This is a genomic window from Bifidobacterium animalis subsp. animalis ATCC 25527, from assembly GCF_000260715.1.
GTDB lineage: Bacteria > Actinomycetota > Actinomycetes > Actinomycetales > Bifidobacteriaceae > Bifidobacterium > Bifidobacterium animalis.
On record NC_017834.1, the window covers coordinates 831,687 to 846,910 of the forward strand.

The 15,224-nt window shown below is 60.6% G+C and carries 11 protein-coding genes; 5 read left to right on the plus strand and 6 right to left on the minus strand.

The genetic code is table 11. The annotated features are described in order from the left end of the window. Positions 1-52 precede the first annotated feature (52 nt). The 5 genes from BANAN_RS03490 to BANAN_RS03510 form a co-directional block, all read right to left on the minus strand. Positions 53-1,165, minus strand: coding sequence for an Mrp/NBP35 family ATP-binding protein (locus tag BANAN_RS03490; protein WP_014697560.1), 1,113 nt, complete (start codon positions 1,163-1,165; stop codon positions 53-55). A gap of 255 nt (positions 1,166-1,420) precedes the next feature. Continuing rightward, positions 1,421-2,857 carry a type I glutamate--ammonia ligase gene (glnA, locus tag BANAN_RS03495; RefSeq protein ID WP_014697561.1) on the minus strand — a complete coding sequence of 479 codons (1,437 nt, stop codon included), beginning with the start codon at positions 2,855-2,857 and terminating at the stop codon, positions 1,421-1,423. 283 nt (positions 2,858-3,140) lie between these two features. After that, complete coding sequence (locus BANAN_RS03500) at positions 3,141-3,929, minus strand: DUF4191 domain-containing protein (RefSeq protein ID WP_041776982.1); 789 nt, start codon at positions 3,927-3,929, stop codon at positions 3,141-3,143. Between the two features lie 98 nt (positions 3,930-4,027). Next, the gene (locus tag BANAN_RS03505) at positions 4,028-5,509 is read right to left on the minus strand and encodes a dihydrolipoyl dehydrogenase family protein (RefSeq protein ID WP_014697563.1); all 1,482 of its coding nucleotides are present in this window, start codon (positions 5,507-5,509) and stop codon (positions 4,028-4,030) included. 220 nt (positions 5,510-5,729) lie between these two features. Beyond that, positions 5,730-6,338 carry a DUF3043 domain-containing protein gene (locus BANAN_RS03510; protein WP_014697564.1) on the minus strand — a complete coding sequence of 203 codons (609 nt, stop codon included), beginning with the start codon at positions 6,336-6,338 and terminating at the stop codon, positions 5,730-5,732. Positions 6,339-6,448: 110 nt separating this feature from the next. Between BANAN_RS03510 and BANAN_RS03515 the strand changes: the two genes are divergently transcribed. Together BANAN_RS03515 and BANAN_RS03520 are read left to right on the plus strand one after the other, a co-directional pair. Beyond that, a complete protein-coding gene (locus tag BANAN_RS03515) occupies positions 6,449-7,816 on the plus strand; it encodes a dipeptidase (RefSeq protein ID WP_014697565.1) in 1,368 nt (455 codons plus the stop codon). Between the two features lie 202 nt (positions 7,817-8,018). Next, positions 8,019-9,176: a sensor histidine kinase gene (locus BANAN_RS03520; RefSeq protein WP_041776983.1), complete on the plus strand. Its 1,158-nt coding sequence runs from the start codon at positions 8,019-8,021 to the stop codon at positions 9,174-9,176. A gap of 18 nt (positions 9,177-9,194) precedes the next feature. Here the strand turns inward: BANAN_RS03520 and BANAN_RS03525 are convergent, their stop codons facing one another. After that, the gene (locus tag BANAN_RS03525) at positions 9,195-9,524 is read right to left on the minus strand and encodes a hypothetical protein (protein ID WP_014697568.1); all 330 of its coding nucleotides are present in this window, start codon (positions 9,522-9,524) and stop codon (positions 9,195-9,197) included. Positions 9,525-10,234: 710 nt separating this feature from the next. Between BANAN_RS03525 and BANAN_RS08595 the strand changes: the two genes are divergently transcribed. From BANAN_RS08595 to BANAN_RS03545, 3 genes are all read left to right on the plus strand, one after another. Further along, positions 10,235-11,713, plus strand: coding sequence for a hypothetical protein (locus BANAN_RS08595; RefSeq protein ID WP_014697569.1), 1,479 nt, complete (start codon positions 10,235-10,237; stop codon positions 11,711-11,713). Positions 11,714-11,943: 230 nt separating this feature from the next. Further along, positions 11,944-12,564 carry an ECF transporter S component gene (locus tag BANAN_RS03540; RefSeq protein ID WP_014697570.1) on the plus strand — a complete coding sequence of 207 codons (621 nt, stop codon included), beginning with the start codon at positions 11,944-11,946 and terminating at the stop codon, positions 12,562-12,564. Positions 12,565-12,604: 40 nt separating this feature from the next. Beyond that, complete coding sequence (locus BANAN_RS03545) at positions 12,605-15,160, plus strand: ATP-binding cassette domain-containing protein (RefSeq protein ID WP_014697571.1); 2,556 nt, start codon at positions 12,605-12,607, stop codon at positions 15,158-15,160. Positions 15,161-15,224: the final 64 nt, after the last annotated feature.

Below are 15,224 nucleotides of genomic sequence, written 5' to 3' on the forward strand. Positions count from 1 at the left end.
GCGATGGCATGTGGGCAGCGTTGCAATCCCACGCTGCCCACATGCCAGTTTGCTATGCCAGAAGACTCTTGGCCAGATGTTCGAAGGTACGACCGAAGTCGTCATCACGGAGCGTGCCGTCGTTGTTGAGCACGGCCGGTCGTCCCTCGCTTTCGCCAATCTCGCGGATGCGCGGGTCGAGTGGCAATTGCGCCATGAGCGGCACCTCATAGTGCAGCGCATCGGTCAGTTGGGAACTCACGCGCGCTCCACCTCCCGTGCCGAATATGTCGAGCCGTTCGCCGGCATGATCGAAATAGCTCATGTTCTCCACCACGCCACGCACTCGCATCGGCACCTGAAGTGCGACCAGACCGGAGCGCACGGCGATGTCCGACGCGGAGGGCTGTGGAGTCGTGACCACAACGAGCTCAGCGTTCGGCAATGCCTGCGCCACTGAAATCGCCATGTCGCCGGTGCCGGGGGCGAGATCAAGAATCAGCACATCGGGTTCGCCCCACCACACATCGGCCAGAAACTGTTCGAGCGAACGCTGCAGACGGGGGCCTCGCCATAGAATGGCACGGTCGGAACCGGCGAACATGCCGATCGACATGAGTTTGACGCCCCACGCGGTCACCGGCATCAGCATGCCGTTCAGATTCGTGGGCTGGTCGTGGACGCCGAAGAGGCGGGGGAGTGAGAAGCCGTAGATATCGGCGTCGATGGCCGCAGTGTCATAGCCGAGGGCTGCGAAGGTGGCCGCAAGATTGGCGGAGATGGAAGACTTTCCCACGCCGCCCTTGCCTGAGGCAATGGCGAAGATGCGCGTTTTCGTACCTGGTTTGGTGAACGGGTTCTCACGACGGGCGGCTTTCAGATTGTTCACCAGCGACTTGAGCTTCTCCTCGTCCATCGCGCCGACGACGATCTCGGCGGTGAGCCGCGCCTCGGCATAACCGGTCACGGCCGCCTCGATCTGCCTGCTGATCTCGGCAGACAGCGGGCAACCAGGCACGGTGAGCTCCACATTGACCCGCACATTGAAGGAATCCGGGCCTGTGGGGCGAACATCGACGCCGCAGATCATACCCAGATCGGTGACCGAGCGGCCAAGCTCAGGGTCGATCACGTGGCTGAGCCGCTCAATGACGGCGGTTTCGATAATCTGCGTCTGATCAGTCATGCCATGCCTTTCTCAACTTCAAAGAAATCGGTGTCACGATCAACGCCCCACTATATTGCATAACCTCCCAACGCGCCAGAGGTACCACTGGCTGAGCCAATGGCGTCAGCGCCATCACATGGGCATGCAGGATCGGGCATACTTCGTCTCACTGCCACGACCCGGACCGGTCGCGGGGCACGCGCGTGTGCATAACAACGGAAAAGGTGGGTGCACGTATGCGCACCCACCTTGGAAATGCTGGTATACAGCGGATCAGATGTGGAAGTAGAGCTCGTACTCAAGCGGAGTCGGCTGCAGGCGAGCCTGATCGATCTCGCCGCGCTTCAGGTCGATCCACGTCTCGATGAGATCCTCGGTGAACACGTCACCGGCCGTCAGGAAGTCATGGTCCTCTTCGAGCGCATCGAGGGCTTCGGCGAGCGAGGACGGCACCTGCTTGATGCCGGCATGCTCCTCCGGAGGAAGCTCGTAGAGATCCTTGTCGACCGGCTCCGGCGGCTCGATGTGGTTGAGAATGCCATCGAGGCCTGCCATGAGCTGTGCGGAGAAGGCGAGGAACGGGTTGCACGACGGATCCGGCGCGCGGAACTCGATGCGCTTGGCGGCAGGCGAGGTGCCTGCGAGCGGGATGCGGATCGCGGCGGAACGGTTGCGGGCGGAGTAGACCAGATTGACCGGCGCCTCGAAGCCCGGAACCAGACGGTGGTAGGAGTTCAGTGACGGGTTGGTGAAGGCGAGCACCGACGAGGAGTGCTTGATCAGGCCGCCAATGTACCAACGGGCCATGTCGGAGAGGCCACCATAGTTCTTCTCATCGTAGAACAGCGGCTTGCCGTCCTTCCACAGGGACTGGTGGCAGTGCATGCCGGTGCCGTTGTCGCCTGCGATCGGCTTGGGCATGAAGGTGGCTGCCTTGCCTGCGAGAGCGGCGGTTTCGTGGATGACGTACTTGTACTTCATGAGGTCATCGCCTGCATGCTGCAGGGAGTTGAAGCGGTAGTTGATCTCCTGCTGGCCTGCGCCGGCGACCTCATGGTGTGCACGTTCGAGGATCAGACCGACCTTCTGCAGGTTGGCGACCATGTCGTCACGCAGATCCTGGGTGTGGTCGGCCGGCGGAACCGGGAAGTAACCGCGCTTGACACGGTTCTTGAAGCCGATGTTCGGAGTGCCGTCTTCCTCGACGTCCAGTCCGGAGTTCCATGGGGCCTCGATGGAGTCGACCTCGTAGAAGGAACCGCGCATGTCGTTGCCGAAGCGCACTTTGTCGAAGATGAAGAACTCGGCCTCGGGAGCGAACGATGCCGTGTCCGCAACGCCGGTGGACTTGAGGTATGCCTCCGCCTTCGCAGCGACCTGACGGGGATCACGGGAGTAAGGCTCGTCGGTGAGTGGGTCGACGATTGAGAAGGCGACGTCGAGGGTCTTGTGCTTGCGGAAGGGGTCGACGAAGGCGGTCTCGATATCCGGAACGAGCTTCATGTCGGATTCGTTGATGGCCTGGAAGCCTTCGATGGAGGAGCCGTCGAATGGCATGCCCTCATCGAACGCGTCCTTGAGGAATTCGCTGGCAGGAACCGTGAAGTGCTGCTGAACGCCAATCAGATCGGTGAAGCGCACGGAAACATATTCGATGCCTTCCTGATTGATAAGAGCTTCGGCGTCTGCCTTGGTTTTGAGTGGGGTCACGGGACCGCTCCTTTCACAATGTTGCTTACGTTCCACAAGCATAGGGACTAGCATTTCGCCCACTCGTAATTTGAGTTAACAACATGTTTCATACGTAGATTGATACTTCGAAAACGTTGTGTTTTCAACGGTTTTCAAATAGTGGACATGTGCCATGCCATGTCATATTCCAGATTCGTGCCACCTTCGGGGCTGTCTGGCTTTTGGATTCGCATGCCTCACAGAGCCGAAGGTCCAAAAAGAAATCCCGGCCAGATGGCCGGGATCGTCGAATGCGAATGGCTCACCTGCCGCGCATAGCGCGACGGCTCACCTTGTGCGTCTTCATCGGGTCCATGCCCTTGGGAATGCCCATGCCGCTACGGCGCTGCAGTGTATGCAAGCGGTCGTTCAGTGTGATGAGCTGCGGTTTGGAGAGTGCGAAACGATGGCGCGGACGAAGCTTGCGCATGATCGGATTGGTGTAGTTGTTCGGCACGTACGTCTTCTTCTTGAGCACCGTATTGCGCAGATCCTTGAGACGAACCTGCTTGGGGCCGTCTCCCACGCAGATGCGGTAGACGGGAATATGCGAACCCGCCGTCACGCCTTTGATCTGCTTCTCCTGACGGTCCATCGCCTGCATCACGCGACCGTAATTGCCTTCGCCGATCAGGTAGATGCCCTGATACCCGGTGCCGCGCCACACTGCGTCACGGGTACGCGGGTCGACCCACACCGGTTCCTGCGGGAAATCGAATCCGGCGCGCTTCATGTTGCCGAGAATGCTGATCGCGGCACCGGACTTGCCTTCCATCTGCTTGTACCCGACATTGTTGGCACGGCGGGTGAGCACGATCGTGAACAGCAGCAGGCCAATCATCACGGCGAGAATCATCAGCGTGATCCACGAGACCCAACCCCAATGGAACACGATGCCGCAGATGATACCCACGACAATCGGGGCGGCGAACACTGCGCCAGTGATCCATGGCAGCGCCTTGTCCTCGGCTGCCGTGAACTTGTAGATCGTGGCGATCTGCTTGAACATTCCGCGTTTCTTTGGCTTCTCAGACTTCTCTTGCTGCGCCATGTATCCCTCTCTAGCTTGTTTCAACACGAATACGGGCAATGTATTTACTGTATCAGCATGCGCTGTCCCAATGTGACGGTTGCGTATCCGGCAACGGGTCAGCGGGTATGCAATGGTCGGCCATCGGCCTTGAGCAGCGTTTCCCCGAGCATCTCGCTGAAGGTCGGGTGCGGGTGAATATTACGCGCGGCAGCGCTCAATGGGACATGGTTGCCTATGATCTGCTGTGTCTCGGCAATCAGATCGCTGGCGTCGGGGGAGACGATGTGCACGCCGAGCACATGGACGTCATCCGATTGATCCGCAGACTTTCTTCCGCTCACCACCGACACCGAACCGGAGGCTCCGCTCATCAGCATGCGGGCGTTTGCCATGACCGGAATGAGTGTCTCACTGACATCGGCAAATCTGGGGTCAGCCTTGGCTTCGCGCAGCGTGTAGCCGACGGAGGCGAATTCCGGGTTCGAGAACACAACGGTGGGGATCGTATGCTCGTTTACCGGGGAAGGGTCGAGCCCGGCAATCGATTCGGCCACCACATAACCTTGTTGATATGCACGGTGTGCCAGTTGGTGCCCTGGGGTGATGTCGCCCAACGCCCACACATGCTCTCGGCTGGTGCGGCCGTAGGCATCCGTTTGCACCAAACCGTTCTCGTCGAGCTCGATTGATGCCTTCTCGAACCATGCGCCGTCGGTGTTCGGCACACGCCCGATGGCTGCGAGCACCCACTCGGCGAATACCTCTTGCCCATTGCCGTCAGCGTCCATGTAATGCACGGTGGCCCCCAGATTCTCCCCGGTGTCGACTGCCGTGATGGTGGCCTTTGTGACAATCGTGATGCCCTGCCGTTTCAGCTCGCGCATCAGCACTTTCGCCGCGCGCCTGTCGGAGCGAGAGAGCACGATGCCGCCGCGCATGATGAGTGTGACGTCTGCTCCTGCGGAATTCCACATCGTCGCGAATTCAAGCGCCGTGGCCCCCGAACCGATCACCACGGCGCTGTGTGGGAAGGAGTTGAGCGCCAATGCGGCCGTCGAGTCGATGAGTGCATGGTTGAATGGTGCCACGTCGAGTGGTTTTGGCCGGGAGCCGGTGGCGATCACCACATCGCCTGCGGTGACGTCGAGAGATTGCTCACCGTCTTCGAAATCACCGCCCGCGTTGCGCCCACGGACGGTCTTCTCACCCTGCGCCGGCACCACACGCACATGGCCGTCCTCTTCGATTGAGGCGATGCCCTGCACCATATGCACGCCACGGAAGGTGAGCAGCCCGAGCAATCCCCCACGCATCGTCGACACCGTGTCGTCGCGGAATGCACATAGTTTGCCAAAGTCGATTTCCTGCAGTTGGCAGTCTATGCCGATCTGTTCGCCGCGATGTATCGTGTCAATGGTGCGCGCTGCCGTGATGAGTGCCTTCGACGGAATGCACCCGCGGTTAAGGCATGTGCCGCCCACCACATCGTCGCGTTCCACCAACAGCACTGATTTGCCTAGTTCCGCCGAGCGCAGCGCCACTGTGTAGCCGCCGGGGCCTGCGCCGATAATCACCACGTCGTAATGTTCACTCGTCATACGCTTCGTTCCTGTTTCGTTTGTTCCCATACACGGCGACATTGGCCGTCGTGCACGCTGCATACAGATTACTCGCCCAGCCCGCATGCCACAAGAGTGCAACCGGTGTTTTGGAGGACCTCCTCGGAAAATACTTTCCGTAGGCATGGGCAAGGCTGGTCGTAATGAAGGAGGGGAACGCAATGCGTTCCCCTCCTTGTATGTCTCGGATTGGGTGCGACTACTCCGGGAAATGCCCGCGCTTGGCATAGCGTGGTTTGGGCAGGCGCCAGCGGCGGAACTGGATGGAACGGCTCCACGCATAGGATCCGGTGCGCATGCCGCGCGCCACCGACTGCTCTCCGTACTTGGCGATGAGCAGTTTCTTGAGCTTGCGCCACATCACCACCTCGTCGATGACGATGGCGAACAGGTACAGGTACAGCAATGTCATGATGATGATCGACACGAGCGGTGACGGGAAGAGCACGGTGAAGATGACCGAGGCGACGAGCATGACCAATGCGACGGGAATGAAGTATTCGCCGATGTTGAAGCGCGCATCGATGTAGTCGCGCGTGTATACGCGCCATGGCAGGCGTTCGGCCTTCGGCATGTTGTTGAGGTCGCCGGTACGCATCGCCTCGTACTCGCGGTTTTCACGCTCGCGCAGCTTTTGTTTGGCGAGCTTGCGCTGCTCCTTGGTGTTCTCGGGAACCAATGGGCGCAGATTTCTTGCCTCGGCATCCTTGCGCTTGGGGGTGGGGCGTCCCTTGCCCACGGTCGGCTCCGCAGGAGCCTGAGCCGCGTCCTGCTTGCTTTCCGTCTCTTTCTTCTTGAACAAAGCCATAATCTGCTAGGGTACGGGCAACTCTCGACGCGAAATCGTGGGGAAAGCCGATTACAATGGCGTTACGGAACCGGATTTCACACAATTTGGAATCCTCGGAAAGGACGGACATGATTTTGACAGCAGATCAGATTCGCGCACGCGTGGACGCCGATTGGCCGCAGATCCTGGGCGTGGTGGAGGACCGCATCGCATTGCGTCCCATCTCCGCGCATGGCATCAATGGCGAGCATATGCGCAAATCGGCGGAATATGTGGCGACCAAGCTGCGCGAGGTGGGCGTGGACGCCAAGGCTGTGCAGGCGCGTGACAAGGACGGCAATCCAAGCGCATGGGAAGTGATCGGCTCTCTGGAAGTCAATCCGGACGCCCCGACCGTGCTGTTGTACGCCCACCATGACGTGCAGCCTGTGCCCGACGAGAAGGAATGGGATACCGCACCCTTTGAGGCCACGTTGAAAGGTGACAGGCTCTATGGGCGTGGCGCCTGCGATGACGCGGGTGGCATCGCGATTCACTACGGGGCGCTCAAGGCGTTGGGCGACCAGCTTGGCGTGAACATCAAGGTGTTCATCGAAGGTGAGGAGGAGATGGGTTCGGCGAGCTTCATCCCGTTCATCGAAGCACATCACGACGAATTCGACTCAGATGTGATCATCGTCGCCGATTCTGGCAACTGGGCGCCGGATGTGCCGTCGCTCACCACGAGTCTGCGCGGCAACGCCACTTGTGATGTGCATGTGAAGGTGCTCGGCCACCCGGTGCATTCGGGCCAGTATGGAGGCCCGGTGCTCGACGCGAACACACTGGCCTCGATGCTCATCGCGAAGATGTATGACGAGAAGGGTGAACTGGCGATTCCGGGGCTTATGGCGGGCGAGCCGATCGGCGGCCTGCAGCGCGATCTGGATGAGGCCGACATGCGCGCGGCCGCCGGCGTGGTCGACTCGTTCACGTTGGTGGGCACCGGTTCGCTGGCGTCACGGTTGTGGACGAAGCCGAGCGCCACGGTGATTGGTTTCGACGCCCATCCGGTCAAGGACTCGTTCAATGTGATCAGCCCCGAGACCACGTTCCGGGTGAGCCTTCGAGTGGCGCCGCAGCAGGACCCGCATGAGGCCATGGACGCGATGGTGGATTTCTTCGAGAAGAACGCGCCATTCGGCGCCGAGGTGCACGTCGAACCGTTGGAGGCCGGCATGGGCTGGGCCATGGATCCGGGCTGCGAGGCCACGCAGGACGCGCTCGCATCGCTCAAGGAGGCTTTCGGCGTCGACCCGGTGAACAAGGGTGAGGGTGGCTCCATCCCGTTCATTCCCGAACTGCAGAAGATTTTCCCCGACGCGCAGGTGTTGGTCACCGGCCCGGAGGACCCGATCTCGAACGCGCACAGCCCCAACGAATCCGTGAGCGTGTCAGGGTTGAGGAAGGACGTCGTCGCCGAGGCGCTGCTTCTTGATAAACTGGGCAGAGCATAAGTCCATGCCCTGTAGCGGCAAATGAGAGGAGACGCCATGTCGGTCATATCAGCGGTGGTTTCGGTGTTGTTTGCAGCCTCGACGCAGGTCGGGGTGCCGGTGTGCGCCGACATGGTCTGGTCTTCCCGGGTCGATGTTCTCCCAGCGACCACAGCGACCGCAATGGCCACAATGGCCGCAAGAGAGTGCCCTGCTTGGATGCATGCGTTGGGTTGGTGCTGATGCATCTGGTTGCACCATGCTGAAACGCCTGAAGAACATCGCCCACCCATTCCTCGCATTCATCATCGCGGCATTCTCCTTGGTCTTCGAATGCGATGTCTGGTTGTTCACACCACCAAAACAATGGTGGTTCATCAGTGTGCTCATGCTTGCGCAGGCGCTCGCCATCGGCTGCTACTGGTCACCGGTCTGGTGTTCGGTCGCACTGCTTCTGCTCAACGGCGTAGGCGAATACGCCATTCCGGGGTATGCGCAGTTCACATCGTACTTCATGTTCCTGTCCGTGATACTGATCTGCTACAAGACGTCCAATCGCATCGCTGCGGCACTATGCCTGCTGATGATGTCGTACACCTGCCTAGAAACGATGATCCGACCAGGATCGTTCACCGGCTACGGATGCCTGGCATTCTGCATGGTCTATGCCGTGGCGTCGACGGTCGGCCGATACATGGCATGGGAGCAGCGACGAACGGAGCGCATGCGTGAGAGCGTGATGGTCGAAAGCCGCCTCAGGCAACTCGAGGCGAACCAGTATCTGGCCGCGCATCTGCACGACGCATTGTCTCAGGAGTTGGCGCTCATCTCGATGGAGACGCAGCTGCACGCCGTCGACAAGAGCGTGCCTGACGAGGAACGCTGGCGGCGCGTGTCCGATTACACGCAGAATGCGCTCGCGGACCTTCGCGGCATCATCACCCAACTGCGCGACGACGGCGACTTCAAAAAGGATGGCGACGAGCCGGAGAATGTGGTGGCGCTGTTGCGGCGGGAGGCCGCCGCAGGTGACAAGCTGTTGCATGACCATGGGTTCTCCGGCGAGACCGTGTTGGACTCGGCACAGGATGCAAACATGCATTCGTCGGAACTTGGCGGCTTGTTGAGCCTCATCTGTCATGAGATCTATACGAACATGCTCAAGCATGCCGAGACCGCACGCCCATACCACGTCTCGATCTCGCTGTCTTCATCGCGCGTATGCATCCGCTACGCCAATGGTATCGGCGAGCAGTCGGTGGCCGGCGGTGGCAGCGGGTTGCGCTCACTGCAATCGCTCATCACCTCGATGGGCGGCGACTTCTCGCATGATGCCCGCGACGGCGAATGGAACGGCACCGTCGAGATCCCGTTGCGGTAAGGGAGGGAAGTTTGAGAGTCACCCGAATGGCTTCCATGCCTCCAATCTGGTCTGCAGCAGTGGAGATTTGTTCGATGCAAGGCAGGTGAGCACGGCGTTGTCATTCAAATCGAAGTTGAACCAATCGTCAGGCACGCTACCTACCTTGGTGTCGTTCCTATATTCCTCGAATTGCTGCCGATACTTGTTGATCGTGTAATCCGTGGGTATTAGATTCCCGCGGTGGAGGCAATCGATCAGCGCCACCTCCGGATCTCCGTAGAATTCGGGATTGCCCAGCTGGGTTCGATACACCAGGTCGATGGCAGAAACATGCAGGTCCTTGCATTCGTCTATGTCCTCGTCCAATTTTCCGGCTCTGCGCGTCAGACAGGCCTTCGGAGGAAACGTAGGTGGGCGTGAAATATACTCCGTTGCTCTGGTTCTGCGGTGGCTTGGTGTACCCCCGCTCCACTAGGCATTGCTTATAGGATTCCCACGCCGTGCGGTATGCCGCATACGGGATCTTCCCATCATATTGCAACGCGGTGCGCAGCACTTTCTTCTGAGATTCGCCATACTGTCTATTGTTCAACATTGAGTTGATAAGATCTGTTGTACTACTTGCGAACTTGCCCGTGTCGGCCCCGCCATGGTGTCGTCGGTCTTGGAGTCGTTCCCCGAGCAGGCTGAGACGCTCAGGACACATACGATGACGGCGATCAAAGATGATATGCTGCGTGTTCTCTTCATTCATGCCCCTTTGCAGAACGGAAAACCAAACACGATACGTCAACTATAGCCGATGTTCGGCTTCCCAAGGTGGTAAAGATGTCTATCGCAACGCTTTGATACGTGTCAGAACAAGCAAATGCCCATCCTAAGTCTCTCCACCATGAAGCACCCGATATGCGTGCCGCAATCTGCGTGTTTTGTTGAGAAACGCCGTGGCTCGTCTCAGGAGGATGGTGGTGCGCCGAATTCGAAACCACATCAGCAAAACGTGTAGACAGGTTGCGAAACGGAGGCAAACCATATAAGGCTGAAACTAGGCCATATCGACGAGGATGTGCGGAAACATGAAGCAGAAGGGGACAAGGCCACGCCGCGAACAGACCCGCGGTCGCCGTACCGCAGTGGTATGGGTGCTGCTCGCCGCCATCACCGCGGCCGCGCTCACGACAGGGGCATGCGCGCTCTGGCTGCCCGATCGGGCTCCGACGATGCTCGGTATGCCGCATACCGTCGAATCGGCGCCTGCAAGCTCGCAGGAGTATTCCGGCACGCAACAGGTGAATGTGGTGCCCACCGTCGCGGCCGACCGGCAGCTGCTCGGCAATGCCACCGGAACCGTGACCCAGAACTGGACGGGCGGCGAGCTGCGCTCCGGGTCCCGCGCCTACCAAGTGAACGACCGCACGGTCGTCGTTCTGCACACCGCAACACCGCTCTACCGCGACCTCAAGGTGGGCGACCGCGGCGAGGATGTGCGCTCGCTCAACGACGAACTGTCACGGCTCAGATACGACAGCGTGCCGCAATCCGGTGAGTACAACTGGAACACCGGCAATGGCTGGCGCCAGCTCATGGTGGACGCCGGAAATTCGGATGGCGCTGGCGAAGACGACATGAATCTGCGGCTGTCGGACACGATGTGGATTCCCTCGGATTCGGTGAAGGTGCAGGGATGGAGCGCCACTCAGGGCAGCGCGATGCAGGCGGGAGCGCCGTTGGGCACCGTGCCGGGAGGGCTGGTGAGACTGGCGATCCGCGGCGGCAAACCTTCCGATGAAGAGCGCACGCTCACGGTATTCGGCGTAGCCGCCCCGTTGGCGCCCGGTAGCATCGACATCACGAACGGCGAACTGCTGCAGCGGATCGCAGCCACCGAAGGCTACCAAGGCAAGAGCGCCGAGGAACGCGCCGCCGGCATGGACGCCCAGCTCACGCTCAACAAGACGATCCAGGCCCTACGCGTGCCGGCCGGTTCGGTGTTCGGTATCAATGGGACCTCGGCATGCATCGCCATCGGCACGTTCGACAATCCCCATGTCGTACCGGTGCGCATCATCACCAGTGAACTCGGCGCGTCGCTGGTGCAGCCGTCGAGTGGTGGAGGCAAGGGGTCGGGGCAGGCTGGCGTGACCTCCCTCAACAAGGGATTTGACTCGCATTACGACCCGTATGCCACTTATATGGGGCGTATGACACATTGGATTCCCTACCTGTCCATACTCATCGGCGTGGCCATCGGTGCGCTTGCGGTGCGTGTACGGCGACTGGAATACGCCGCCGCGCTGCATTCGGGGGAGTCGAAGCCGGCGCAGCTGCTCGGCATCTGCACGGAGGTGCTCGTCTGGGCCGGATTGGGAGCATTGAGCGCATGCGCGTTGATTTGTGCGTATTGTGCGCGCATGGCCATTGGTGACGTTGCATCGGTGATGCTCGCCTCCTGCCGGGCACCATTGGCCATGTGCTCCGGAACGTTCGTCGGCGCCATCGCCATGGGGATGACAGTGCGCCAATCGCAATTGTTCCGCTTGTTCAAGCGACGCTGAATGAGATGACGATAGTCGCACCCACGCTGTGCGCCCACATTGTGAGGGAACGTGCGTCGCCGGTCAGCGGGATGCATTAGACTCGGCATCGACACGGGAGCTGGTGCAAAGCACCGGCTGAGAGAGGATAACCTCGACCGATTGAACGTGAATCCGGGCAATGCCGGCGCACGGACGTCGCTCTACACCCGTGCCTGTATTCAAATAGGGAATTGAGAAAGGCACACATCATGTCAGCTTCTGTTATCGAAGCGAAACCGGTCCTCAAATGGCGTGTGGTCGATATCGCCGTCGCCTCGGTCATCGGCGTGGCTTCCGCGCTCATCTATTGGTTCGTGGCATTCGCCACAGCGGCACCGTGGTCGCTGCTCGAAGGAGTAGTGCCCGGGCTCGCCGGTATTTTCAACGGTCTGTGGCTGTTCGCCGGACCGCTCGCCGCAATCATCGTGCGCAAGCCGGGCGCCGCGCTCTATGCGGAGATCGTCGCCGGCGTGCTCGAGGCACTCATGGGCAACATGTGGGGAGGTGTCGAAACCTTCCTCATCGCATTGGTTCAGGGTCTGTTCGCTGAGATCGCATTCGCCGTCTTCGCCTACAAAAAATGGAACCTCGGCGTCACCGTGCTCTCTGGCGCATTGAGCGGCGTGGGTTGCTGGGGGTATTCGTTCTTCACCCACCTGCAGGCCATCGATCTGGGCGGCTCCTACGGCGTCGTGTATTTGATCACCACCGTGCTTTCCGGCGCGCTCGTCGCCGGCATGGCCATGTGGTACCTGTATCTTGGCATCGCCAGAACCGGAGCGCTCGACCAGTTCGCATCGGGCCGTGCCGTGCGCGGCGCCAAGCATTGAGCTCAGCACCACAACTCTGAGGAATACCGGAAAGCACGTTATGACCACTGTGAAATCCGCCTGCGTGGAACCCACGACGGGCATCGCCCTGCAATTCGACCATTGGGGCTACCGTCATGCCTCGCGCAAGCATTTCGCGGTGCGCGGCCTGGATCTCAAAATTCATGCCGGTGAGCATGTGCTGCTCCTTGGAGCTTCCGGCATAGGCAAATCCACCATTCTGGAGGGGGCTGCCGGTCTGCTCGGTGACGAGACCGGGCAGACCGATGCATCCCGGATGAAAAATGCGGCAGAGGGAGAGCCTCCGGTTGCAGTGGAGGACGCCGACGGCGGCATCACCGAGGGGGTCATCCGCGTTGATGGCATCGAGGTGCATGCCGCGCGCGGCAAGGTCGGGCTGGTGCTGCAGGATCCGGATGCACAGGCGATCTTCCAACGACTGGGGGATAACGTGGTATTCGGGCCGGAGAATCTCAACGTGCCGCGTGATCTCGCATGGCAACGTGTAGATGAGGCCCTCAATGCCGTTGGTCTGGCCGGTGTACAGCTCGACCGTTCGGTCATGCACCTGTCGGGCGGCCAAATGCAAAGGCTCGCCCTCGCCGGTGCACTCGCCATGCGCCCGGAGGTGCTGCTGCTCGACGAACCAACAGCCAATCTCGATCCCGATGGCGTGGTGCAGGTGGTCTGTGCGGTGGATGACGTGCTCCGGCAGACGCATGCGACGATGGTGCTTGTGGAGCACCGCGCCGACCGGTGGATCGACATGATCGACCGTGTGGTGGTGCTCGGTCTCGAGCGCACCGACGACACCCGGCAGGTCGGCAACAGCGGCGAGGAGAGCGAGATCGCCCGCACGAACTTCCGAAACACCGTGGTCGTGGCGGACGGCACACCTGACGAGGTGTTCCACAACACCGACATCGACTTCAACGAACTCGGAATCTGGGTGCCGGAGAGGTTCCGTGCCGCGAAAGACGAGATCACGCGCATCCACACGGCGGACGAACCCGAATATGCTCCACAGACCGGTCTGCCCGAAGTCCTGCTCTCCGCAAAGGAGCTCGGCATCGGACGTGACGGCAACGCCATCGCCGAGCACATCGATCTGGAATTCCACCCAGGTCAGATCACCGCACTCGTGGGAGCGAATGGGGCCGGAAAATCCACGTTGTCACTCACGCTGGCGGGATTGCTCAAACCGGTGGAGGGTGAGGTTATCGCCCATGACGGGCTCGCCGGCGAACTCGATAAGGTGTGGCCCATCGACTGGACGTCACGTCAGCTTGCCTCGCGGATATCCTACGTGTTCCAGAATCCCGAGCACCAATTCGCCTGTTCGAGTGTGCTCGACGAGGTCATGCTCGGCCCGTTGCGCACTGGGATGCCTGAGGAACAGGCGCGCGCACGGGGCATGGACCTGCTCAGCAGATTCCACCTCGACCAATACGCGCACGTCAACCCGTACACGTTGTCTGGTGGCGAGAAACGCAGACTCACCGTCGCCTCCGCACTCGCCTCCGCACCGAAGGTGCTGCTGCTCGATGAACCGACCTTCGGACAGGACAGACGTACCTGGATGCAGATTGTGCGGCTGATCCACGATTTGCGTTCCGACGGCGTGAGCATCGTCGTCGTCACCCACGACCGTGAGCTCGTCACCGCGTTGGGCGCACGGGTGGTGGAACTCGTTCCGACCCGCGATCCGCAGGATCTGGGCGACGACGTTGCTGCGACCATCGCCGCTCGTCTGGCATCGCCCCAGGATGCGGCGGACACCACACTCGTGCCGGTCAGCCAAGTGAACGAGCGTGTGGAGGAGGCCAGGCCGGCAAGCCGTTCGCGGTTCCTGGCCTCAATCAATCCCGTGTACCGCCTGTTTGGAGCATTTCTCGCCTCGCTGCCGTTGCTGGCCAGTCTGGACTGGGTTTCATCCAGCGTGGCGCTCGGCTTGGAGTTCGTGGTGCTCATGGCCATCGGCTTCACTCCGTGGCGCATCGTGCGCTCCACCTGGCCCATCTTCATCGGTGCGCCCGGCTCGGCCCTTGCCGTGCTGCTGTACGGCAAGTCCGGTGGCGACACCTGGTGGCAATGGGGGTGGGTGAACATCACCGACCGATCCGCCGAGCTTGCGTTGGCCACTGCGCTGCGCATTCTCGCGATAGGTATTCCGGCCATCATCGCGGTGCTCGGCATCGATGCGACCGATCTGGCGGATGGCTTCAGCCAGATCCTGCATCTGCCGGACCGTTTCGTATATGGCGGTTTGGCGGGCATGAGACTGTTCTCGGTGTTGCAGGATGACTGGACCGCGCTCACCGCCTCGCGCCGTTCGCGAGGACTCGGTGATGACAGCGCAGTGGCATCGTTCTTCCCGCAATCCTTCGCGTTGCTTGTGCTCTCGATTCGCCGTTCCACCACCCTGGCGGTTGCGATGCAGGCGCGCGGGTTCGGGGGCACCGCACCACGAAGCCATGCGCGCGTGAGCCATGTGCATGTCCGCGACTATTGGTTCCTTGCCGGATGCCTGCTCATCCCAGTCATTGCGTTGGCAAGTGCGGCATTCGCCGGCACCTTCAGCTTCATGGGGAATTGACTCACTGCTATTCTCGCGATTCCGCAGGGAGCAGGCAAAGACCGCGCGGCACATGTCGTGCGGT

What these genes read in the sequence shown, in the direction of transcription:
- BANAN_RS03505 (WP_014697563.1), bottom strand. Translation starts at nt 5,509, where the DNA reads ATGACGAGTGAACATTACGACGTGGTGATTATCGGCGCAGGCCCCGGC.
- BANAN_RS03490 (WP_014697560.1), bottom strand. Translation starts at nt 1,165, where the DNA reads ATGACTGATCAGACGCAGATTATCGAAACCGCCGTCATTGAGCGGCTC.
- BANAN_RS03520 (WP_041776983.1), top strand. Translation starts at nt 8,019, where the DNA reads ATGCGTTGGGTTGGTGCTGATGCATCTGGTTGCACCATGCTGAAACGC.
- BANAN_RS03545 (WP_014697571.1), top strand. Translation starts at nt 12,605, where the DNA reads ATGACCACTGTGAAATCCGCCTGCGTGGAACCCACGACGGGCATCGCC.
- BANAN_RS03510 (WP_014697564.1), bottom strand. Translation starts at nt 6,338, where the DNA reads ATGGCTTTGTTCAAGAAGAAAGAGACGGAAAGCAAGCAGGACGCGGCT.
- BANAN_RS03500 (WP_041776982.1), bottom strand. Translation starts at nt 3,929, where the DNA reads ATGGCGCAGCAAGAGAAGTCTGAGAAGCCAAAGAAACGCGGAATGTTC.
- BANAN_RS03515 (WP_014697565.1), top strand. Translation starts at nt 6,449, where the DNA reads ATGATTTTGACAGCAGATCAGATTCGCGCACGCGTGGACGCCGATTGG.
- BANAN_RS03540 (WP_014697570.1), top strand. Translation starts at nt 11,944, where the DNA reads ATGTCAGCTTCTGTTATCGAAGCGAAACCGGTCCTCAAATGGCGTGTG.
- BANAN_RS08595 (WP_014697569.1), top strand. Translation starts at nt 10,235, where the DNA reads ATGAAGCAGAAGGGGACAAGGCCACGCCGCGAACAGACCCGCGGTCGC.